This window comes from Photorhabdus khanii NC19, from assembly GCF_000517265.1.
Classification (GTDB): domain Bacteria; phylum Pseudomonadota; class Gammaproteobacteria; order Enterobacterales; family Enterobacteriaceae; genus Photorhabdus; species Photorhabdus khanii.
On the sequence record NZ_AYSJ01000002.1, the window covers coordinates 933,192 to 959,722 of the forward strand.

1 protein-coding gene is annotated in these 26,531 nt (G+C 53.9%); it reads left to right on the top strand.

Annotated elements, in window-relative coordinates:
- The first annotated feature begins 59 nt into the window (after nucleotides 1-59).
- A complete protein-coding gene (locus PTE_RS26805) occupies nucleotides 60-26,489 on the top strand; it encodes a non-ribosomal peptide synthase/polyketide synthase (protein ID WP_425339424.1) in 26,430 nt (8,809 codons plus the stop codon).
- The last annotated feature ends 42 nt before the right edge of the window (nucleotides 26,490-26,531 follow it).

The window sequence follows — 26,531 nt, forward strand, 5'->3', positions numbered from 1 at the left end:
AAGCGGTGGTGGTGCCGACAAATGTCATTACCCCAGCGACTACGGTACTGACACCTGACATGTTGCCGTTGATTGATCTCACTCAAACTGAGATTGACCATATCATTGCACAAGTACCGGGTGGGGTGACTAATATTCAGGATATCTATGCCTTGTCGCCGTTGCAAGATGGCATTCTGTTCCACCATTTGCTGGCGAATAAAGGTGACCCGTATCTCTTGGTTAGCCAAATGGCTTTTGCTGACCGCGCCCTGTTGGATAGTTATCTGGCGGCGGTGCAACAGGTGGTTAATCGCCACGATATTCTGCGTACCGCCTTTGTTTGGCAAGGATTATCCGCGCCGGTACAAGTGGTTTGGCGTCAGGCGCAATTATCAGTCACTGAACTGACACTGGACCCGGTTGATGGGCCAATCCGTGACCAGTTAGCTCAACATTTTGATCCACGTCGCTATCGTATTGATCTGCAACTAGCCCCTTTGTTGCACTTTGTGGTAGCGCAGGAGGACGATGGCCGCTGGAGCGTTCTGCAATTGCTGCATCATCTGATTGGCGACCATACAACGATGGAAGTGATGAACGGTGAAGTTCAGGCTTATCTTGCCGGACAGGAAGAGAACTTGCCTGTGCCGGTCCCTTTCCGCAATCTGGTGGCTCAGGCTCGGTTGGGGGTGAGTCAGGCCGAACATACCCGCTTCTTTACTGATATGTTGGCGGAAGTGGATGAACCCACATTGCCGTTTGGGTTGATGGAGGTCCATCAGGATGGTTCACAGGTAACGGAATCGCACCGGATGTTACCCGTTACGTTAAATGATCGTCTGCGCAGTCAGGCCCGGCGTCTGGGTGTCAGTTTGGCTGCGTTATGCCATCTGGCCTGGGCACAGGTGTTGTCACGTATCAGTGGACAGCCGAAAGTGGTGTTCGGCACCGTGTTGTTTGGGCGAATGCAGGCAGGGCAAGGCGCTGACAGCGGTATGGGTCTGTTTATCAATACTTTGCCGTTGCGACTGGATATGGATGATACCCCGGTACAGGATAGTGTACGGGCAGCGCATAGCCGATTGGCTGGATTGCTGGAGCATGAGCACGCCTCACTGGCGCTGGCTCAACGTTGTAGTGGAGTGCCGGGAGAGGCTCCCCTGTTTAGTGCTTTGCTGAACTATCGGCATAGTGCACAGTGGGTTACCACGGATGCCATCATCAGCGGTATTGAATTTCTGGGCGGACAAGAACGCACTAACTATCCATTTGTGCTGTCGGTGGAGGATTTTGGTCACGCACTGGGGCTGACGGCGCAAATCGCTCAACCGATTGATCCGGAGCGGATATGCGGTTATATGCAACAGGCGCTGGAAAGCCTGGCAGAGGCGCTTGAACAGCGGCCAGAGACACCGGTACAAACATTGAATATCTTGCCGGCAGCGGAGAAAAAGCTGTTGCTGACAACCTGGAATGCAACCGAAACGTCGTATCCCGATCACGGTTGTATTCACCGACTGTTTGAGCAATGGGCAGAGAAAAGTCCAGATGCCACCGCACTGGTGTATGAAGAACAGACACTCAGCTATGCCGAGCTCAATGCCCGTGCTAACCGGCTGGCGCATCAACTGATAGCGTTGGGTGTCACCCCGGACCAACAGGTGGCAGTTTGCGTGTCACGCTCACCGGCAATGGTGGTGGGGGTATTAGCGGTGCTGAAAGCCGGGGGTGCCTACGTGCCGCTGGATCCGGTCTACACCGGTGAGCGTTTGGCACATATCCTGACCGATGCTGCTCCCACTATTTTGCTGGCGGATAATGTCGGGCGTGATGCGTTGGGAGAGGACGCGCTGGCTGGGCTGACGGTACTTGACCCGAATAGTCTGCCTGATCAGCCGAACAGTAACCCGCAGGTGCTAACATTGACGGCACAGCATCTGGCCTATGTGATTTACACTTCGGGTTCGACCGGCACGCCGAAAGGGGTGATGGTGGAACATCGTCATATCCTGCGTTTGTTTGACGCCACTGAATCCTGGTATCACTTTAACCGGCAAGATATTTGGTGCCTGTTTCATTCCATTGCGTTTGACTTCTCGGTGTGGGAATTATGGGGGGCGTTACGTTACGGCGCTAAACTGGTGTTGGTCCCGCACGCGATTGCCCGTTCACCTCAAGAGCTGCATCAATTCGTGTGTCAGCACGGTATCACGGTGTTGAATCAGACTCCCAGTGCCTTCAAAGCCTTTATTGCCAGTTATATCACCAATCCGTTACCGGACTGCTTGCGTTATATCATCTTTGGCGGGGAAGCACTCGATCCCGGTATTCTGAAACCGTGGTATGCCCTGCGTGAGGGGATGTTGCCTCAGTTGGTGAATATGTACGGTATCACCGAGACCACAGTTCACGTCACTTATCGGGCACTGGCTTGCCATGATGTAGAACAGACAACGAGCCCTATTGGCACGCGGCTTCCGGACTTAACCCTCTATCTGCTGGATAAGTATGGTCAGCCAGTCCCGTTGGGCGCGGTGGGTGAGCTGTATATTGGTGGGGCCGGTGTGGCACGGGGTTATCTCAATCGTCCTGAGCTGACGGCGGAACGTTTCCTGGCAGACCCGTTTAGTCATCTTCCCGATGCCCGGATGTACCGGACTGGGGATTTGGCCTGTTATCTGCCAGACGGCAATCTGGCGTTTCTGGGCCGTAATGACCAGCAGGTGAAAATCCGCGGTTTCCGTATTGAGCCGGGGGAAATCGAAGCTCGATTGCTGGAACACCCAGCAGTGCATGAAGCGGTTGTGCAGGTGATGGGCGGCGGTCAGGAAAAACGGTTGGTGGCTTATGTGGTGGCAGACGTGGATGAGGCGTTGATTAACCATCTGCATACTCACTTAAGTTCGGTTTTACCGGATTATATGGTGCCGGCGGCGTTTGTGTGTATGGATGCCTTCCCGTTGACCCCGAACGGCAAACTGGATCGCCGGGCGCTACCGGCACCGGGGGAAGATGCCTTTGCCCGGCAGGTTTATGCAGCACCACAGGGAGAAGCTGAAACCCTATTGGCCGCTATCTGGTGTGAATTACTCGGTATTGAGCGAATTAGCCGGTATGACAACTTTTTTGCCCTAGGTGGCCATTCGCTGCTGGCAGTGCGGATGATTGAACGCCTGCGTAACGCGGGATTAACGCTAACGGTGCGTGATTTATTCCAATCCCCGGTGTTGTCCACATTTGCCCAAACAGCAGGGCAGTTACAAGCGGTGGTGGTGCCGGAGAATGTCATTACCCCGGCGACCACGGCACTCACACCCGAGATGTTGCCGTTGACTGATCTGACTCAATCTGAGATTGACCATATCATTGCACAACTACCGGGTGGGGTTGCCAATATTCAGGATATCTATGCCCTGTCGCCGTTGCAGGATGGCATTCTGTTCCACCATTTGCTAGCGAATGAAGGAGACCCGTATCTGTTGGCCGGTCAGATGGTCTTTGCTGACCGCGCCCTGTTGGACAGCTATTTAGTCGCAGTGCAACAAGTGATTAATCGCCACGATATTCTGCGTACCGCCTTTATTTGGAGAGGATTGTCAGCGCCGGTTCAGGTGGTTTCGCGTCAGGTACAATTGTCAGTCACTGAACTGACACTGGACCCGGTTGATGGACCGGTCCGTGACCAGTTAGCTCAACATTTTGACCCACGTCGCTATCGTATTGATCTGCAACGAGCACCACTGTTGCACTTTGCGGTAGCGCAGGAAGACGATGGCGGTTGGAGCGTACTGCAATTGCAGCATCATCTGATGGGTGACCATACCACAATGGAAGTGATGAATGGTGAGATTCAGGCCTATCTTGCCGGACAGGAAGAGAGCTTGCCTGCGCCGGTCCCTTTCCGCAATCTGGTGGCGCAGGCTCGGTTGGGGGTGAGTCAGGCCGAACATACCCGTTTCTTTACTGATATGTTGGCGGAAGTGGATGAACCGACGCTGCCGTTCGGATTGACGGAGATCCATCGAGATGGTTCACAGGTGACGGAATCGCACCAGATGTTAACGCCTGAACTGAATGATCGTTTGCGCAGTCAGGCCCGGCGTCTGGGTGTCAGTTTAGCAACTTTATGCCATCTGGCTTGGGCACAGGTATTGTCACGTATCAGCGGACAGACGAAAGTGGTCTTCGGCACCGTGCTGTTTGGACGGATGCAAGCCGGAGAAGGGGCTGACAGAGGTATAGGGCTGTTTATTAATACCTTGCCGTTACGACTGGATATGGATGATACCCCGGTGCAAGACAGTGTACGATTAACCCATACCCGGTTAGCCGAATTGCTGGCGCATGAACATGCGTCATTGGCGCTGGCCCAACGTTGCAGTGAGGTGCCGGGGGAAACACCCCTCTTTAGTGCTTTGCTGAACTACCGGCATAGCGCGCAGCCGGCCACTACGGATGCAGCCATCAGCGGTATTGAATTCCTTAGCGGACAAGAACGCACTAATTATCCGTTTGTCTTGTCGGTGGAGGATCTTGGTCACGCACTGGGGCTGACAGCGCAAATTATTCAACCGATTGATCCGAAACGCGTGTGCGGTTATATGCAGCAGGCGCTGGAAAGTCTGGCAGAAGCGCTTGAGCAACGGCCAGAGACACCGGTACGGGTATTGAATATCTTGCCGGTAGCGGAAAAAAGGCTGTTGCTGGAAACCTGGAACGCGACTCAGGTGCCGTATCCTGACCAATATTGTATTCACCGGCTGTTTGAACAACAGGCAGAAAACACCCCTGATGCGATAGCGCTAGTGTATGGAGAGCACATTCTCAACTATGCCGAATTAAATGCTCGCGCCAATCGACTGGCCTGCCGGTTAATTGGGCAAGGGATCCAGCCGGATAACCGGGTCGCGGTGTTGTTAGAGCGTTCTATTGAGCTAGTGGTGGCTCAATTGGCTATCCTCAAGGCCGGGGCCGTTTATGTGCCGATTGATCCCCGGGTGCCGGACGAGCGGAAGCATTGGCTGATAAACGACTGTTCAGCCAAGTTATTACTTACCGATATCCCGATTGACCTAGCGATCCCCCGGTTTTGCCTGTCCGATGAGATGGGCGCTATCAGTGAAGAAGATAACCACAATCCTGACTTACCCCGCGCCAGTACTGAACTGGCCTATATCATGTATACCTCTGGCTCAACTGGCACGCCCAAAGGGGTGATGGTGCCACATCGTGCGGTGGTTCGGTTGGTCATCAATAACGGGTACGCCGAAATCGGGCCGGATGATCGGGTGGCGTTTGGGGCTAACCCGGCTTTCGATGCCAGCACCTTTGAAGTCTGGGCACCGTTGCTCAATGGCAGCACGCTGGTGGTGATTGATCATGCCACGTTGCTGACGCCTAAAGAATTTGCTCAGGCATTACAGGCTTATCGCATTACCGTGCTGTGGCTCAGTGTCGGGCTATTTAACCGGTTAGCAACAGAGTTGTCTCCGGTGCTGCCACAAATCAAGATCTTGATTGTCGGCGGCGATGTGCTGGATCCGCACGTGATTAGGCAAGTTTTGCGTGATAACCCGCCGCAACAGTTATTGAATGGCTATGGACCGAGTGAAGGAATCACCTTTACCACCATCTACCGTATCACGGCGTTATCGTCAGGCGTGGCGAGGATCCCGATTGGTCGACCGATAGCCAATACGCGGGTTTATCTGTTGGATGCTTATGGTCAGCCGGTGCCGCAGGGGGCAACCGGTGAGATTTATATCGGTGGAGATGGCGTTGCTTGTGGCTATCTTAATCGTTCTGAACTGACGACTGAACGTTTCCTGCCGGATCTGTTTAGTGATGAACCCGATGCCCGCCTATACCGCACCGGGGATTTAGCCCGCTACCTGCCGGATGGCAATCTGGAATTCCTGGGCCGTAATGACCAGCAGGTGAAAATCCGCGGTTTCCGCATTGAACCGGGGGAAATCGAAGCCCGATTGCTGGAACACCCGGCAGTGCAGGAAGCGGTGGTGCTGGCGCAGGATGAGGGGCAGGGTAAACGGTTGGTGGCTTATGTGGCAGCAGAAGCGGATGAGGGATTGGTCAATCGTCTGCGTACTTACTTAAGTGCGATTTTACCGGATTATATGGTGCCAGCCGCTTTTGTGCGTCTGGATACCTTTCCGTTGACGCCAAACGGCAAATTGGACCGTCGGGCATTACCGGTACCGGGGGAAGAAGATTTTGCCCGGCAGATTTACGCCGCGCCGTCAGGGGAGATGGAAACCACATTGGCCGCTATCTGGCGTGAATTACTCGGTATTGAGCGGATTAGCCGGTATGACAACTTTTTCGCTTTAGGCGGCCATTCATTGTTAGCAGTGCGAATGATGAACCGGATAGCCACGTTGGGGATTGAATTACCGCTGTCCACGCTGTTTACATTCCCTGCTTTGGCCGATTTTGCAGAAGCGATAAGCGCCCAGTTTGATGAATCGGACAGGATATTACCCGCTATCGTTCCGCTATCCCGTGAAGGCCAATTACCGTTGTCATTTGCGCAACAGCGTCTGTGGTTCCTGGCCCAGTTTGAGGGGGTGAGTGCGACCTATCATATTCCGCTGGCCCTGCGTTTACGTGGTCAGCTGGATATCGCCGCCTGGCAACAGACGCTTGATACTCTATTTGCCCGCCATGAAGCGTTGCGCTCTGTCTTCGTTGCTGTCGATGGTCAACCGCAGGTGGAGTTGTTACCGGCGGCATCAGGCTTGCCGATAAAAAAATATGATCTGCGTGACATGCTTGATGTGGATGCGCAACTTGCGTCTCTCTCTGCTCAGGAAGCTGGTGCGCCGTTTGATCTTGCCGGTGGCCCATTAATTCGTTCTGCTCTGGTACAACTGGATAATGATGAACACGTTTTCTTGCTGACCCTGCATCATATTGTTTTCGATGGCTGGTCTGTCAGCGTGTTGATGCGTGAATTGAGTGCCCTTTATACCGCTTTTCTGACCGGGCAGTCAGATCCGTTGCCACCGTTGACGATTCAATATCCTGATTACGCCGCCTGGCAGCGTCAATGGTTGTCGGCTGAACGCATACAGTCCCAATCTGATTATTGGCGCACGAGACTGACTGACGCGCCAGTGTTGTTGGATTTACCTACTGACCGGCTACGTCCGCCTCAGCAGTCATTTGCCGGGAATATCTTACCCGTCAGTCTGGATGCAGAGTTAACCCAATCCCTTAAACACCTGAGTGAGCAACAGGGCGTCACGTTATTTATGACGTTGCTGGCAGCTTGGGCGACAGTCCTGTCGCGCCTGTCAGGTCAGGAAGATCTGGTTATCGGCACACCGAGTGCCGGTCGCGGGCGTCAGGAAGTGGAATCTTTAATCGGCTTCTTTGTGAATACACTGGCATTGCGTATGGATTTATCCGGTACGCCGAATGTGGCGGAATTGCTGGCGCGTGTACGGCAAACCGCGCTGATGGCACAGGAGCATCAGGACCTGCCACTTGAGCAGGTGGTGGAAATCGTACAACCGCCGCGCCGACTGGCGCATACCCCGCTGTTTCAGGTGATGTTTGCCTGGCAGAACAATGAGAACACGGAATGGAGGCTGCCGGGACTGGCAGTTTCACCGGTCGAGCGCGCTTTGGAGGTGGTTAAGTTCGATCTTGAGCTGAATTTGTTTGAGGTAGAAGGCCGGATTGCCGGTTATCTGAATTATGCCACCGCCCTGTTTGATCAAGCGACCATTGAGCGGCAGGTGGGCTATCTCCATACCGTACTGCGCGAGATGGCGGCGAATTCTCAACAGACAGTCGGGAAAATCGATATCTTGAGCGTAGTGGAGCGCAGGCTGTTATTGGAAACCTGGAATGCGACCGAAATGTCGTATCCCGATCACGGTTGTATTCACCGGTTGTTTGAACAACAGGCAGAGAAAAGCCCGGATGCCCCGGCGCTGGTGTATGAAGAGCAAGTCCTCAGTTATGCCGAATTGAATGCCCGTGCTAATCGGCTGGCGCATCAACTGATAGCGTTAGGCGTCGCACCGGATCAGCGGGTAGCCATTTGCGTCGCAAGTTCGCCGGCGCGGATAGTGGGGCTGCTGGCGGTATTGAAAGCGGGTGGCGCTTATGTACCGTTAGATCCGGCTTATCCGGGGGAACGTCTGGCCCATATTTTAATCGATGCTGCGCCGGCGATTGTACTGGCAGATAATCCGGGACGTACCGCGTTAGGCGAAGAAGTGCTGGCCGGGTTGACTGTACTGGATCCGAATGCATTGCCCAACCAACCCGATAGCAACCCGCAAGTTCCGGCATTAACCCCACGCCATCTGGCGTATGTGATTTACACCTCCGGTTCGACCGGCATACCAAAAGGCGTGATGGTCGAACATCGTGGGCTGGTTAACCTGATCCAGGAAAAAATCGTTCAGTTTGATATTCATTCGGGTAGCCGGATGTTGCAGTTTGCTTCATTTGGCTTTGATGCGGGCGTCTGGGAAACCATGATGGCATTGTGCAGTGGGGCCACGTTGGCGATCCCGGCCGATACGGTTCGTCAGGACTCGCGTCATCTCTGGTGTTATCTGGAAGAGCAGGCGATAACCCATGCCTGCCTGACCCCGGCCCTGCTCCGGGAGGGAACCGATTTACCGGAAATAGCGATAAGACCGACGTTGATACTCGGTGGGGAGGCCCCCAGTGCAACATTGCTTCAAGCCCTGTGTCGTCAGGCAACGGTATTAAATGCCTATGGCCCGACGGAAATCACAGTGTGTGCGGCCACCTGGCGTTGTCCGTCAGACTACACTGAGGGCATCATTGCGATTGGGCGTCCGACAGCGAACACCCAGGTTTATTTATTGAATACTGACGGCCAGCCGGTGCCGTTAGGCGCAACCGGTGAGTTGTATATTGGCGGTGTGGGGGTGGCGCGAGGCTATCTCAATCGCCCTGATTTGACGGCGGAACGTTTTCTGGCCGATCCATTTAGTGATAAGCCAGATGCTCGGATGTACCGGACTGGGGATTTAGTCCGCTACCTGCCGGACGGCAATCTGGAATTCCTGGGCCGCAATGACCAGCAAGTTAAAATCCGCGGTTTCCGTATCGAACCGGGAGAAATCGAAGCCCGATTGCTGGAACACCCGGCGGTGAGCGAAGCGCTGGTGCGGGCCCTGGGCGACGGTCAGGATAAACAGCTGGTGGCTTATGTAGTCGCACCAGCGGGTGACGGATTGGTTAACAGCCTGCGTAGCCACCTGAGCGCTATTTTGCCGGATTATATGGTACCGGCGGCCTTTGTACGTCTGGAGACCTTCCCGTTGACGCCAAACGGTAAACTGGATCGCCGGGCGCTGCCCGCGCCGGGGGCGGAGGCCTTTGCCCGGCAGGTTTATGCCGCGCCGCAAGGGGAGACAGAAACCCTGCTGGCCGCTGTCTGGGGTGAGTTGTTGGGCATTGAACAGGTCAGCCGGCACGACAGTTTCTTTGCCCTAGGGGGGCATTCGTTACTGGCGGTACGCATGATTGAACGTCTGCGTCATGCGGGGTTAACACTGGCGGTGCGTGATTTATTCCAATCCCCAGTATTATCTGAATTTGCCCAAACAGTAGGGCAGTCACCGGCACTGATGGTGCCGGCGAATGTCATCACCCCGGCGACCACAGCACTCACACCTGAGATGTTGCCGTTGATTGATCTGTCCCAGTCTGAGATTGACCGTATCATTGAACAAGTACCGGGTGGGATTACCAATATTCAGGATATTTATGGTTTGTCACCGTTGCAGGATGGCATCCTGTTCCACCATTTGTTGGCGAATAAAGGTGATCCGTATCTCTTGGTTAGCATGATGGCCTTTGCTGACCGCGTTCTGTTGGACAGCTATTTAGTGGCAGTGCAACAGGTGATTAACCGTCACGATATTCTGCGTACCGCCTTTGCTTGGCAAGGATTATCAGTACCGGTACAAGTGGTTTGGCGTCAGGCGCAATTATCAATCACAGAACTGACACTAGACCCGGTTGATGGACTGGTCCGTGACCAGTTAGCTCAACATTTTGATCCACGTCATCATCGCCTCGACTTGAATCAAGCCCCCTTATTGCATTTTGCGGTAGCGCAGGAGGAGGATGGCCGCTGGGTTGTATTGCAGTTGCTGCATCATCTGATTGGCGACCATACGACGTTGGAAGTGATGAATACCGAGGTTCAAGCTTATCTTGTCGGACAGGAAGAGAACTTGCCTGTGCCGATCCCTTTCCGCAATTTGGTGGCACAGGCCCGGTTGGGGGTGAGTCAGGCCGAGCACACCCGCTTCTTTACTGACATGCTGGCTGAAGTGGATGAGCCGACACTGCCGTTCGGGTTGACGGAGGTCCATCGGGATGGTTCACAGGTGACGGAATCGCACCAAATGTTACCCGTTACGTTAAATGATCGTCTGCGCCGTCAGGCCCGGCGTCTGGGCGTCAGTTTGGCTGCGTTATGCCATCTGGCTTGGGCACAGGTGTTGTCGCGTATCAGCGGACAGACGAAAGTGGTGTTCGGCACCGTGCTGTTTGGACGGATGCAGGCCGGGCAGGGGGGGGATAGTGGCATGGGGCTGTTTATCAATACCTTGCCATTGCGGCTGGATATGGATGAGGCCCCGGTGCAGGACAGTGTACGGGCAACACATGCTCGGTTAGCCGAATTGCTGGCCCATGAACATGCGTCACTGGCATTGGCCCAGCGTTGCAGTGGGGTGCCGGGGGAAACGCCGCTCTTCAGTGCCTTGCTGAACTACCGGCATAGTGCGCAGCTGGTCACCGAGGATGAGAGCATCCGTGGTATTGAATTCCTTAGCGGGCAAGAGCGCACGAACTATCCGTTTGTCTTGTCGGTGGAGGATTTTGGTCACGCATTGGGGCTGACGGCGCAAATCGTGCAACCGATTGATCCGGCGCGGATATGTGGTTACCTGCAACAGGCGCTGGAAAGCCTGGCAGAAGCGCTTGAACAGCGGCCGGAGACACCGGTACGGTTGTTGAATATTTTGCCGGCAGCGGAAAAAAGGCTGTTGCTGGAGACTTGGAACGCGACCCAGGCGCCGTATCCCGACCAGGATTGTATTCACCAGCTATTTGAACAACAGGCAGAAAAGACGCCTGATGCGATAGCGCTGGTGTATGGAGAACACATTCTCAGCTATGCGGAATTAAATACCCGCGCCAATCGACTGGCTCACCGGTTAATTGAGCAGGGGATCCAGCCAGATAACCGGGTCGCTGTGCGGTTAGAGCGTTCTGTTGAACTGGTGGTGGCTCAGTTGGCTATCCTCAAGGCCGGGGCGGTTTATGTGCCGATTGATCCCCGAGTGCCAGATGAGCGGCAGCATTGGTTGATAAACGACTGTTCAGCCAAGTTATTGCTTACTGATATCCCGGTTGACTTGGCCGATGAGATGGGTGCTATCAGGCAGGAAGATTACCGCAATCCTGACTTACCCCGTGCCAGTCCTGAACTGGCCTATATCATGTATACCTCCGGCTCAACTGGCATGCCCAAAGGGGTAATGGTGCCGCATCGTGCGGTGGTTCGGCTGGTCATTAATAACGGGTACGCTGAAATTGGGCCAGATGATCGGGTGGCGTTTGAGGCTAACCCGGCTTTCGATGCCAGCACCTTTGAAGTCTGGGCACCGTTGCTCAATGGCGGTACGCTGGTGGTGATTGATCACGTCACATTGCTGACACCTAAAGAATTTGTTCAGGCGTTACAGACTTATCGCATTACCGTGCTGTGGCTCAGTGTCGGGCTGTTTAATCGGCTGGCGGCAGCGTTATCCCCGGTTCTCCCGCAGCTCAAAATCCTGATTGTCGGCGGCGATGTGTTGGATCCGCATGTGATTAGGCAAGTTCTGCGTGATAACCCGCCGCAGCAGTTATTGAATGGCTATGGACCGAGTGAGGGCACCACCTTTACCACCACCTACCGTATCACGGCGTTATCGCCAGGAGTGGCGAGGATCCCCATTGGTCGACCGATAGCCAATACGCGGGTTTATCTGTTGGATGCCAATGGTCAGTCGGTGCCGTTGGGTGCGGAAGGAGAAATCTATATCGGCGGAGATGGCGTTGCCTGTGGCTATCTCAATCGCCCTGAGCTGACTGCGGAACGTTTTCTGCCGGATCCGTTTAGTGATACACCGGATGCTCGGATGTATCGAACAGGAGACTTCGGCCGTTACCTGCCAGATGGCAATCTGGAATTCCTGGGTCGCAATGACCAGCAGGTCAAAATCCGCGGTTTCCGCATTGAGCCGGGGGAAATCGAAGCCCGATTGCTGGAACACCCGGCGGTGCATGAAGCGGTGGTGCTGGTGCTGGGTGACGGTCAAGATAAACGACTGGTGGCTTATGTGGTGGCAGACGCGGATGAGGAATTGGTCAATCGACTGCGCGTTCACTTAAGTGCGATTTTACCGGATTATATGGTGCCAGCGGCTTTTGTGCGTCTGGATACCTTTCCGCTGACCCCGAACGGTAAACTGGATCGCCGGGCGTTGCCGGCACCGGGGGAAGAGGCTGTTGCCCGGCAGATTTACGCCGCACCATCAGGGGAGATGGAAACCACATTAGCGACTATCTGGCGTGAATTACTGGGTGTTGAGCGGATTAGCCGGTATGACAACTTTTTCGCTTTGGGCGGCCATTCGCTGTTGGCGGTGCGGATGATGAACCGAATAGCGGCGTTGGGGATTGAATTACCGCTGTCCACGCTGTTTACATTCCCGTCTTTGATGGCCTTTGCTGAAGCGATGTGTGCCCGGTCTGATGGGGCGGGCGGGGCATTGCCTGCTATCGTTCCGCTATCCCGTGAGGGCCAATTGCCGTTGTCATTTGCGCAACAACGCCTGTGGTTCCTGGCCCAGTTTGACGGGGTGAGTGAGACCTATCATATTCCGCTGGCCCTGCGTTTACGTGGTCGGCTGGATATCGCTGCTTGGCAGCAGGCGCTGGATACGCTGTTTGCCCGCCATGAAGCGTTGCGCTCTGTTTTTGTCGCTGTTGACGGCCAGCCGCAGGTGGAGTTGTTGCCGGCGGAATCGGGCCTGCCAATAAGAAAATATGATTTACATGATACACCTGACGTGGAGGCGCAGCTTGCGTCTCTCTCTGCTCAGGAAATTGAGACATCGTTTGATCTTGCTCGTGGCCCATTAATTCGTTCCGCTCTGGTACAACTGGCTGACGATGAGCATGTTTTCTTGCTGACCCAGCATCATATTGTTTCCGATGGTTGGTCTTTAGGGATACTAAAATCAGAGCTGGAAGTGCTTTATTCGGCTTACTTGAACCAACAGCCGGATCCGTTGCCACCGTTGACGATTCAGTATCCTGATTACGCCGCCTGGCAGTGTCAATGGCTGTCGGCAGAACAGATACAGTCTCAATCTGACTACTGGCGAACCAAGCTGGCTGATGCACCGGTTCTCTTGGATTTGCCTATTGATCGGCCACGTCCGCCTCAGCAGTCATTTGTCGGGGCCCTGTTGCCCGTCAGTCTGGATGCGGAGTTAACCCAATCCCTTAAACGTCTGAGTGAACAGCAAGGCGTCACGTTATTTATGACCCTGTTGGCGGCTTGGGCGACGGTTTTATCGCGCCTGTCAGGTCAGGAAGATCTGGTTATCGGTACACCGAGTGCGGGCCGCGGTCGGCAGGAAGTGGAATCCCTGATTGGCTTCTTTGTGAATACGCTGGCCTTACGTATTGATTTGTCAGATGCGCCGAATGTGATGGAGTTGCTAGCGCATGTGCGGCAAACCGCGCTGGCGGCACAGGAACATCAGGATTTGCCGTTTGAGCAGGTAGTGGAAATCGTGCAACCGCCACGCCGATTGGATCATACTCCGTTGTTCCAGGTGATGTTTGCCTGGCAGAACAATGAGAATACGGAATGGCGGTTACCGGGACTGGCGGTTTCACCGGTCGAGCAAGCTTTTGATGTAGTTAAGTTTGATCTTGAGCTGAATTTGTTTGAAGTGGAGGGGCGGATTGTCGGTTATCTGAATTATGCCACCGCCCTGTTTGATCAAGCGACCATTGAACGGCAAGTGGGCTATCTCCATACCGTACTGCGGGCGATGGCGGCTAACCCGCAACAGTCAGTCGGGAAAATCGATACCCTGACTGTAGCCGAACGCAAGCTGTTATTGGAAACCTGGAACACGACCGAAGCGTCGTATCCCGATCACGGTTGTATTCACCAACTGTTTGAGCAATGGGCAGAGAAAAGTCCAGATGCTATCGCACTGGTGTATGAAGAACAGGCCCTCAGCTATGCCGAGCTCAATGCTCGTGCCAACCGGCTGGCGCATCAACTGATAGCGTTGGGCGTCACCCCAGACCAACGGGTGGCGGTTTGCGTGTCACGTTCACTGGCAATGGTGGTGGGAGTATTAGCCGTGCTGAAAGCCGGGGGAGCCTATGTGCCGCTGGATCCGGTCTACACCGGTGAGCGTTTGGCACATATCCTGACCGATGCTGCTCCCACTATTTTGTTGGTGGATAACATCGGGCGTGATGGACTGGGAGAGGACGCGCTGGCCGGGCTGACGGTACTTGACCCGAATAGCCTACCTGATCAGCCGGACAGTAACCCACAGGTGCCGACATTGACGGCACAGCATCTGGCCTATGTGATTTACACCTCGGGCTCGACCGGCACGCCGAAAGGGGTGATGGTGGAACATCGTCATATCCTGCGTTTATTTGATGCGACCGAATCCTGGTATCACTTTAACCGGCAAGATATTTGGTGCCTGTTTCATTCCATTGCGTTTGACTTCTCGGTATGGGAATTATGGGGAGCCTTACGCTACGGCGCTAAACTGGTACTGGTTCCGCACGCGATTGCCCGTTCACCTCAAGAACTGCATCAATTCGTGTGTCAGCACGGCATCACGGTGTTGAATCAGACCCCCAGTGCCTTCAAAGCCTTTATTGCCAGTTATATTGCCAATCCATTACCGGACTGCTTGCGCTATATCATCTTTGGCGGGGAAGCACTCGATCCGGGTATTTTGAAGCCGTGGTATGCCCTGCGTGAAGAGACATTGCCTCAATTGGTGAATATGTACGGCATCACCGAGACCACAGTTCACGTCACTTACCGGGCACTGACTCGCCATGATGCAGAACAGACAACGAGCCCTATTGGCACGCGGCTCCCGGACTTAACCCTCTATCTGCTGGATAAGTATGGTCAGCCAGTCCCGTTAGGCGCGGTGGGTGAGTTACATATTGGTGGGGCCGGTGTGGCACGGGGTTATCTTAATCGTCCTGAACTGACGGCGGAACGTTTCCTGGCAAACCCGTTTAGTCATCTTCCCGATGCCCGGATGTACCGGACCGGAGATTTGGCCCGCTACCTGCCGGATGGTAATCTGGCGTTCCTGGGCCGTAATGACCAGCAGGTGAAAATCCGCGGTTTCCGCATTGAACCGGGGGAAATCGAAGCCCGATTGCTGGAACACCCAGCAGTGCATGAAGCGGTTGTGTTGGCGCTGGATGAGGGTCAGGGTAAACGGTTGGTGGCTTATGTGGTGGCGGAAGCGGATGAGGCGTTGGCTAACCCTCTGCGTACTCATCTGAGTGAGATTTTACCGGATTATATGGTGCCGGCGGCTTTTGTGCGTCTGGATACCTTCCCGTTGACTCCGAACGGCAAGCTGGACCGCCGGGCGTTACCGGTTCCGGGTGAGGAAGCATTTGCCCGTCAGGTTTATGCAGCACCGCAAGGGGAGACAGAAACCCTATTGGCCGCTATCTGGGGCGAGTTGTTAGGCATTGAACAGATCAGTCGCCACGACAGTTTCTTTGCCCTGGGCGGCCATTCTCTGCTGGCGGTGCGGATGATTGAACGTCTGCGTAATGTGGGGTTAACACTGGCGGTGCGTGACCTGTTCCAATCCCCGGTGTTGTCCGCATTTGCCGAAACAGCAGGGCAGTCACAAGCGGTGGTGGTGCCGGCGAATGTCATCACCCCGGTGACCACGGCGATCACACCTGAGATGTTGTCGTTGATTGATCTCACTCAGTCTGAGATTGATCATATCGTTGCACAAGTGCCGGGTGGAATAGCTAATATTCAGGATATTTATGCCCTGTCGCCATTACAGGACGGTATTCTGTTCCATCATCTGCTGGCGAATAAAGGTGATCCGTATCTATTGGTCAGTCAAATGGCCTTCTCTGACCGATCTCTGTTGCACAGTTATTTGACGGCAGTGCAACAGGTAATTAACCGTCATGACATTTTACGTACTGCTTTTATCTGGCAAGGATTATCAACATCAGTTCAGGTGGTCTGGCGTCAGGCACCGTTATCAGTGACTGAATTGACGTTGGATCCTGTTGATGGACCGGTTTATGAACAACTAATTCAACGCTTTGACCCGCGTCATTATCGCCTCGACTTGAGTCAAGCCCCCTTGCTGCGCTTTATGGTGGCGCAAGAAACGAATGGTCGCTGGATTGTACTGCAATTGCAGCATCATCTGATTGGCGATCATACGACACTGGACGTGATGAATCGCGAAGTTCATGCGTATCTTACCGAGCGGGAAGAGAACTTGCCTGCACCGGTCCCTTTCCGCAATCTGGTGGCGCAGGTTCGGTTGGGGGGGAGCCAGGCCGAACATATCCGCTTCTTTACTGACATGTTGGCGGAAGTGGATGAGCCGACGCTGCCATTCGGGTTGAAGGAGGTCCATCGGGATGGTTCGCAGGTGACAGAGTTGCACCGGATGTTGCCCACCATATTGAATAACCGTTTGCGTAGTCAAGCCCGGCGTTTGGGCGTCAGTTTGGCTGCGTTGTGTCATCTGGCCTGGGCACAGGTATTGTCGCGTATCAGCGGACAGGCGAAAGTGGTCTTCGGCACCGTGCTGTTTGGGCGGATGCAGGCCGGGGAAGGGGCGGACAGTGGCATGGGGTTGTTTGTCAACACCTTGCCGTTACGGCTGGATATGGATGATACCCCGGTACGGGGGAGTATACAGGCAGCACATGCCCGGCTAGCCGAATTACTGGCGCATGAACACGCTTCACTGGTACTGGCTCAACGTTGCAGTGGAGTGCCGGGGGAAACGCCGCTCTTTAGTGCTTTGCTGAACTACCGGCATAGTGCGCAGCCGGTCACTGTAGATGAAACCATCAGCGGTATAGAATCCTTTAGCGGGCAGGAGCGTACTAACTATCCGTTTGTGCTGTCGGTAGAGGATTTTGGTCACGCTTTGGGATTGACCGCCCAGGTGGTGCAGCCGTTTGATCCGGCACGGATATGTGGCTATATGCAACAGGCGCTGGAGAGTTTGATGGAGGCACTTGAACAGTCGCCGGAAACACCAGTACGGACATTGAATATTCTGCCAGAAGCAGAACGCAGGCTGTTACTGAAAACCTGGAATGCGACGGAAACTGTCTATCCTGAGCCGTTATGCATCCATCAATTATTTGAACAACAAGTGGAGAAAAACCCGGATGCCACGGCACTGGTGTATCAAGGACAGACATTCAGTTATACGGAACTGAATACCCGTGCTAACCGACTGGCCCATCAACTGATTGCGCGGGGTGTTGTGCCAGACCAGCGAGTAGCGATTTGTGTTACACGTTCACCGACGATGATAGTGAGCTTGCTGGCGGTATTGAAAGCGGGTGGTGCCTATGTTCCATTGGACCCGGCTTATCCGGGTGAACGTTTGGTACATATTTTGACCGATGCAGCTCCGGTTATTTTGCTGGCGGATAATGCCGGATGTATCGCACTGGGTGAGGAAGCATTGGCCGGACTCACTGTACTGGATCCGAATACGCTGCCTGATAATGATAAGCCGCGCNGGAGCACTGCAGTACCAGCATTAACCCCACGCCACCTGGCGTATGTAATTTATACTTCCGGTTCGACCGGCATACCAAAGGGGGTGATGGTCGAACATCGTGGGCTGGTTAACCTGATCCAAGAAAAAATCGTTCAGTTTGATATTCATTCGGGTAGCCGGATGTTGCAGTTTGCCTCGTTTGGTTTTGATGCCAGCGTCTGGGAAACCATGATGGCGTTATGCAGTGGGGCTACTTTGGCGATCCCGGCCGATACGGTTCGTCAGGAGCCCCGCTATCTCTGGCATTATCTGGAAGAGCAGGCGATAACCCATGCCTGCCTGACCCCGGCCCTGCTCCGGGAAGGGACCGATTTACCGGAAATAGCGATAAGACCGACGTTGATACTCGGTGGTGAAGCCCCCAGTGCAACATTGCTTCAAGCCCTGTGTCGTCGGGCAACGGTGTTTAATGCTTATGGCCCGACAGAAATCACGGTGTGTGCGACCACCTGGCGTTGTCCACCAGACTACACAGAGACATTAGTGCAAATCGGCCATCCGACAGCGAACACCCAGATTTATTTGTTGGATAGCGACGGCCAGCCAGTGCCGTTGGGGGCAATCGGTGAGTTGTATGTTGGTGGTGCGGGGGTAGCGCGTGGCTACCTTAATCGTCCTGAACTGACGGCTGAACGCTTCTTAGCTGACCCGTTTAGTGAGATGCCGGATGCGCGGATGTATCGGACCGGGGATTTGGTCCGTTATCTGTCCGATGGCAATTTAGTCTTTGTTGGCCGTAATGACCAGCAGGTTAAGATCCGAGGTTTCCGCATTGAACCGGGGGAAATCGAAGCCCGACTGATGGAACATCCAACTGTGCAAGAGGCTGTTGTGTTGGTGCTGGGTGATGAGCAGGACAAACGGTTGGTGGCTTATGTGGTGGCAGAAGAAGATGAAGAGTTGGTTAATTGTCTGCGTATTCACCTGAGCACCATTTTACCGGACTATATGGTACCGGCGGCGTTTGTTTGTATGGGATCATTCCCGCTGACCCCGAATGGTAAATTAGACCGTCGGGCGCTGCCGGCACCGGGGGAAGAGGCTTTTGCCCGGCAGATTTACGCCGCGCCGTCAGGAGAGATGGAAACCACATTAGCCGCTATCTGGCGAGAATTACTCGGTGTTGAGCGGATTAGCCGGTATGACAACTTTTTCGCTTTGGGGGGGCATTCGTTACTGGCGGTGCGGATGATGAACCGGATAGCCACGTTAGGGATTGAATTACCGCTGTCCACGCTGTTTACATTCCCTGCTTTGGCCGATTTTGCGGAAGTGATGAGTACGCGATTTGATGAGCAGAGTAGCAGATTACCGGTCATTATACCGCTATCCCGTGAGGATAAATTGCCGTTGTCATTCGCTCAACAGCGTCTGTGGTTCCTGGCGCAGTTTGACGGGGTAAGTGAGACCTATCATATTCCAGTAGCCCTGCGTTTGCGTGGTCGGCTGGATATTGCTGCCTGGCAGCAGGCGCTGGATACGCTGTTTGCCCGCCATGAAGCGTTGCGTTCGGTCTTTGTGGCTGTTGACGGCCAGCCGCAGGTGGAATTGTTATCGGCGGAATGGGGCCTGCCGATGAAAAAATATGATCTGCGTGAAGTGTCTGATGTGGATGCCCAGCTTGAGTCTTTGACTGTTCAGGAAGCTGAGACACCGTTTGATCTTGCCCGTGGCCCATTAATTCGTTCTAGTCTGGTACAGTTGGCTGACGATGAGCACGTTTTCTTGCTGACCCAGCATCATATTGTTTTCGATGGTTGGTCTGTCAGCATATTGATGCATGAATTGAGCACTCTTTACACCGCTTTTCTGACCGGGCAGCCGGATCCGTTGTCACCGTTGACGATTCAATATCCTGATTATGCCGCCTGGCAGCGTCAGTGGTTGTCGGCTGAACGCATACAGTCTCAATCTGATTATTGGCGTACGAGGCTGGCTGACGCGCCAGTACTGTTGGATTTGCCTACTGATCGGCCACGTCCGCTTGAGCAGTCGTTTGCCGGGGCCTTATTGCTTGTCAATCTGGATGCGGAGTTAACCCAATCCCTTAAACGTCTGAGTGAGCAGCAGGGAGTCACGTTATTTATGACGCTGTTGGCGGCTTGGGCGACGGTTTTATCGCGTCTGTCAGGTCAGGAAGATCTAATTATTGGTACACCGAGTGCGGGGCGTGGACGGCAGGAAGTGGAATCTCTGATCGGTTTCTTTGTCAATACATTAGCTTTGCGGATGGATTTATCCGGTGCCCCCAACGTGACGGAATGGCTTGCGCGTATACGGCAAACCGCGCTGGCAGCACAGGAACATCAGGACCTACCCTTTGAACAGGTAGTAGAAATCGTGCAACCGCTGCGTCGACTGGGACATACCCCGCTGTTTCAGGTGATGTTTGCCTGGCAGAGCAATGAAAATAAAGATTGGACATTACCGGGACTCGCTGTTTCACCTGTTGAGCAAGCGTTTGATGCGGTTAAGTTTGATCTTGAGCTGAATTTGTCTGAGGTGGATGGCCGAATTGTCGGTTATCTGAATTATGCCACCGCTCTGTTTGATCAAGCGACCATCGAGCGGCAGGTGGGCTATCTCCATACCGTATTGCGGGAAATGGCGGCTAACCCGCTACAGTCGGTCGGGAAAATTAATATCCTGACATTGGCGGAACGTCAGCTGTTGCTGGAAACCTGGAATGCAACCCAGACGCCGTATCCTGACCAGTCATGCATTCACCGGCTGTTTGAACAACAGGCAGAGAAAACCCCTGACGCAGTAGCGTTGGTGTATGAAGAATGCATTCTTAGCTATGCCGAATTAAATGGCCGTGCTAACCAGCTGGCTCGCCGGTTAATCGAACAGGGGATCCGGTCGGATGATCGGGTGGCGGTGCTGTTAGAACGATCTATTGAGTTGGTCGTGGCTCAGTTGGCTATCCTCAAGGCCGGGGCCGTTTATGTGCCGATTGATCCCCGCGTGCCGGATGAGCGGAAACATTGGCTGATCAACGATTGTTCAGCCAAATTGTTACTGACGGATATCCCGGTTGATCTGGTGATCCCCCAGTTTTACCTGACCAATGAGATGGGCACTCTCAGGGAGGAAGATCACTACAATCCTGACTTACCCCAGTCCAGTACCGCGCTGGCTTATATCATGTACACCTCCGGCTCGACCGGCATGCCAAAAGGGGTCATGGTGCCGCATCGTGCTGTGGTTCGGCTGGTGATGAATAATGGGTACACAGACATTGGGCCGGATGATCGGGTGGCGTTTGAAGCTAACCCGGCTTTCGATGCCAGTACCTTTGAAGTCTGGGCGCCGTTGCTCAATGGGGGCGCGCTGGTGGTGATTGATCATGCCACGTTGCTGACGCCTAAAGAATTTGCTCAGGCATTACAGGCTCATCGCATTACGGTGCTGTGGCTCAGTGTCGGGTTATTTAACCGGTTGGCGGCAGAATTAGCTCCGGCTCTCCCGCAGCTAAAAATTCTGATTGTCGGCGGCGATGTGCTGGATCCGCATGTTATTGCGCAGGTTCTGCGTGATAGCCCGCCGCAACAATTATTGAATGGTTATGGACCGAGCGAAGGTACCACCTTTACCACCACCTACCGTATCACGGAATTATCACCGGAAGTGAGCCGGATCCCCATTGGCCGGCCGATAGCCAATACGCAGGTTTATCTGCTGGATGTTTATGGTCAGCCGGTGCCTCTGGGGGTGACCGGTGAGATTTATATCGCTGGAGCTGGGGTTGCCTGTGGTTACCTTAATCGTCCTGAATTGACCGCTGAACGTTTTCTGGCTGACCCGTTTAGCGGTGAACCCGATGCCCGTATGTATCGAACCGGCGATTTGGCCCGCTACCTGCCGGACGGCAATCTGGAATTCCTGGGCCGTAATGACCAACAGGTTAAAATCCGCGGTTTCCGTATTGAGCCGGGGGAAATCGAAGCCCGGCTGATGGAACACTCTGAGGTGAGTGAAGCCGTTGTGCTGGTGCTGGGTGAGGGTCAGGACAAACGGTTGGTGGCTTATGTGGTAGCAGAAGCGGATGAAGCGTTGGTTAACCACCTGCGTACTCACCTGAGTGCCATTTTGCCGGATTATATGGTACCGGCGGCCTTTGTGCGTCTGGATACCTTCCCGTTGACGCCAAACGGTAAATTGGACCGTCTGGCGTTACCGGCACCGGGGGAGACGGCCTTTGACAAGCAGGTTTATGAAGCGCCGCAGGGGGAGACAGAAACTCTGCTGGCTGCTATCTGGGGCGAGTTGTTGGGGATTGAACAAGTCAGCCGGCACGATAGCTTCTTTGCCTTGGGTGGTCATTCATTGCTGGCGGTGCGGATGATTGACCGCCTGCGTAACGCGGGGTTAACACTGGCGGTACGTGACCTGTTCCAATCCCCAGTGTTGTCTGCATTTGCTCAAACAGTAGGGCAGTCACCGGCACTGGTGGTGCCGGCGAATGTCATCACCCCGGCGACCACGGCACTGACACCTGAGATGTTGCCGTTGATTGATCTGACTCAGACTGAGATTGACCATATTGTGGAGCACGTGCCGGGTGGGGTTGCCAATATTCAGGATATCTATGCTTTATCACCGTTGCAGGACGGCATCTTGTTCCACCATTTATTGGCGAACAAGGGCGATCCGTATCTGTTGGCTTATCCTATGGTCTTTGCTGATCGATCGTTGCTGGATTGTTATCTGGCAGCGGTGCAACAGGTAGTTGATCGCCACGATATTCTGCGGACCGCTTTTATCTGGCAAGGATTATCCGCGCCGGCCCAGGTAGTTTGGCGTCAGGCGCCGTTATCAGTGACTGAGCGGGTATTAGCTCCCGCTGACGGGCCGGTTTATGAGCAATTGGCTCAACGTTTTGATCCACGTCAGCATCGTCTCGATCTGGGTCAGGCTCCCCTGTTACGTTTTGTTATTGCACAGGAAACGGAGGGTCGCTGGATCGTACTGCAATTGCAGCACCATTTGATTGGCGACCATACTGCAATGGAGGTGATGAATCGCGAAGTTCAGGCATACTTTGCCGGGCTGGGGGCCAGTCTGCCCGCGCCGGTGCCTTTCCGTAATCTGGTGGCGCAGGCTCGGCTGGGAATAGGTCAGGCAGAGCATACTCGCTTCTTTACCGAGATGTTGTCTGAGCTGGATGAACCGACGCTGCCGTTCGGATTGACGGAGGTCCATCGAGATGGCTCGCAGGTGATCCAATCGCACCGGATGTTGCCCGCCAGGCTGAATGACCGTCTGCGTAGTCAGGCCCGGCGTCTGGGTGTCAGTCTGGCCGCGTTGTGCCATCTGGCCTGGGCACAGGTTTTGTCGCGTACCAGTGGACAGGAGAAAGTGGTCTTCGGTACCGTCTTGTTTGGGCGTATGCAGGCCGGGCAAGGCGCTGACAGTGGCATGGGGCTGTTTATCAATACCTTGCCGTTGCGGCTGGATATGGATGATACCCCAGTGCAGGACAGTGTACGGTTAGCCCATACCCGGTTAGCCGGGTTGTTGGATCATGAACACGCCTCATTAGCGCTGGCTCAACGTTGTAGTGGGGTGCAAAATGAAATTCCACTCTTTAGTGCCTTGTTGAATTACCGGCATAATGCGCCGGCGGTAATTTCGGATAGTGTCATCGGCGGCATTGAATTTCTGGGCGGGCAAGAGCGCACCAACTATCCGTTTGTCTTGTCGGTGGAGGATTTTGGTGAGGCGTTAGGGCTGACCGCTCAAATCGTTCAACCGATTGATCCGGAGCGGATATGTGGTTATATGCAACAGACCTTAGAAAGTCTGGTGGACGCACTTGAGCAGACTCCGGCAAAACCAGTCCGGGCGCTGGAAATCCTGCCTGAAACGGAACGCGCGCTGCTACTGACAACCTGGAACGCCACTGAAACAGTCTATCCTGATCTGCATTGTATCCATCAGTTGTTTGAACAACAGGTGAAGAAAGCTCCAGAGTCTACAGCGGTGATACAGGGTGATCAGATCCTTAGTTATGCGGAGCTGAATGCCTGCGCTAACCGGCTGGCTTATCAACTGATTGAACGAGGGATTAGCCCGAATGACCACGTGGCTACCTTGTTAGAACGGTCCATTGAGTTGGTGGTGGCTCAGTTGGCTATCCTTAAAGCGGGTGCGGTTTATGTGCCGATAGATCCGAATATGCCGGATGAGCGGAAAAACTGGCTGATAGACGATTGTTCAGCCAAATTGCTGCTCATCAATGTGCAGACTGCTATCCCAGTTGGTCTGACTGCACCGTTATTCCATCTTGCCGCTGAAACAGACACGAGCAGGGAAGAAAAGAGCATTAATCCTGACTTAACCCGTTCCAGTACTGAATCGGCGTATATCATGTATACCTCCGGCTCGACCGGCGTACCAAAAGGGGTGATGGTGCCGCATCGGGCTGTGGTTCGGTTGGTGATTAATAATGGGTACGCTGAAATCGGGCCGGATGATCGGGTGGCTTTTGAGGCTAACCCGGCGTTTGATGCCGGTACCTTTGAAGTTTGGGCACCGTTGCTGAATGGCGGTACGCTGGTGGTGATTGATCACGCGACTGTGTTGACACCGAAGGCGTTTGTGCAAGCATTACAGGCTTATCGAATCACGGTTATGTGGTTGAGTGTCGGGTTGTTTAACCGGCTGGTGGCAGAGTTATCCCCGGCGCTTTCACAGCTCAAAATCCTGATTGTTGGTGGCGATGTGCTGGATCCGCATGTTATTGAGCAGGTTCTGCGTGATAGCCCGCCTCAACAGTTCTTGAATGGCTATGGTCCGAGCGAAGGTACCACCTTTACCACCACCTACCGTATCACGTCATTATCACCGGAGATGAACCAGATCCCCATTGGTCGACCGATAGCTAACACGCGGGTTTATCTGCTGGATGTCTATGGTCAGCCGGTACCTCTGGGGGTGGTCGGGGAGTTGTATATTGGAGGGGCGGGTGTCGCGTGTGGTTATCTCAATCGTCCTGAGCTGACGGCTGAACGCTTCCTCGTTGATCCGTTTAGTGATTCACCTGATGCCCGCCTGTATCGAACCGGGGATTTGGCCCGTTACCTGCCGGACGGTAATTTGGAATTTATTGGCCGTAACGATCAGCAAGTTAAAATCCGTGGTTTCCGGATTGAGCCGGGTGAAATTGAGGCCCGGTTGGTGGAATACCCAACGGTGCAAGAGGCGGTTGTGTTGGTGTTGGGTGACGGTCAGGATAAACGCTTGGTCGCTTATGTCCTGGCACCAGAGGATGAGAGACTGGCTAATAGCTTGCGTGCTCATCTGAGTGCCATTTTACCGGATTATATGGTGCCGGCGGCGTTTGTGCGTCTGGATGTCTTCCCGCTGACCCCGAACGGTAAGTTGGATCGTCGTGCGCTACCGGCCCCGGATAATGAAGCTTTTGCCCGGCAGGTTTACGAAGCGCCGCGAGGGGAAACGGAAATTGCACTGGCGGCTATTTGGCGCAAATTGCTGGGGATTGAGCAGGTCAGTCGGTATGATAATTTCTTCGCCTTGGGGGGTCACTCACTGTTGGCTATGCGGATGATAAATCTTGCAGCTAATTATGGTCTTGTTTGCACATTGAATGATCTGTTTCAATTCCCGGTGCTGGCTGAACTGGCAGCGAAAATAACATCAGATAGGCTGTCTCAACCGCGAAACAGCGCAATATTGGTGCGATCTGGCGGAACAGGTCTGCCGTTATTCTTTGTGCCCAGTGGGCTGGGTGATTATTCCTATGTTTTCGGGTTGTCTCAACAGATTCAGCCAGGCTACCCGATTTATGCATTGTCTTGGCCATCCATCAGTGAAGAGCCGATGTTGACGATGGAAGAACAGGCGGCAAGAATGATCCGCTTTATGAAAGCGGTGCAACCGGAAGGCCCATATCGGATATGCGGTTACTCTTCGGGTGGCATATTGGCTTATGCCATTGCCCAGCAACTGTTGGATTCCGGTGAGATGGTCAGCTTCCTCGGTCTGATAGACACGCCTGTTCCTCATTATTACAGGCAGCAGATAACGCCACCGAAACTGCAATTCTTTATTGAGTTGGCGAGGCAAACAGAGGACGGACATATTGAAGAAATTACGGCACTGTACCGGCGAATTGATGCGTTGAATCTGGTGCAGTTTATCGAAGCGGCGCAGAAATTGGCGTTATATCCGGCAAATCTGCGTGCTGATTTAATCGCAAAACGTTGGGAGCAGATAGCAAATTATGCGCAAATAGTCAGAGATTATGAGCCGCAAATATTGGCGATAACGCTGCATCAGTTCTATGCAACGCAACCTTCTCCACCTGTTCCCGTTGTTATGAATACTGGGGTTATGGATGCCGAAGTTGTGAATGTCGAACCACAGCCTTTAAATAGGGATCCGTCGTTAGGTTGGTCGCAGGTATTGCCTGATTCTTCGCTGCAGTTAATTCCAATTTCGGGTAACCATTTTAGTCTGTTAGAGAATAATGCGGATAAAGTCGTTTTAGGTCGGGTTTTAAATATGGCGTTGGCAGAGGGGGGTGACGAGGAAGTTCAGTAATGGTTTAAAAGAGCTTAAACATCCTGAATGGCTGTGATCTCT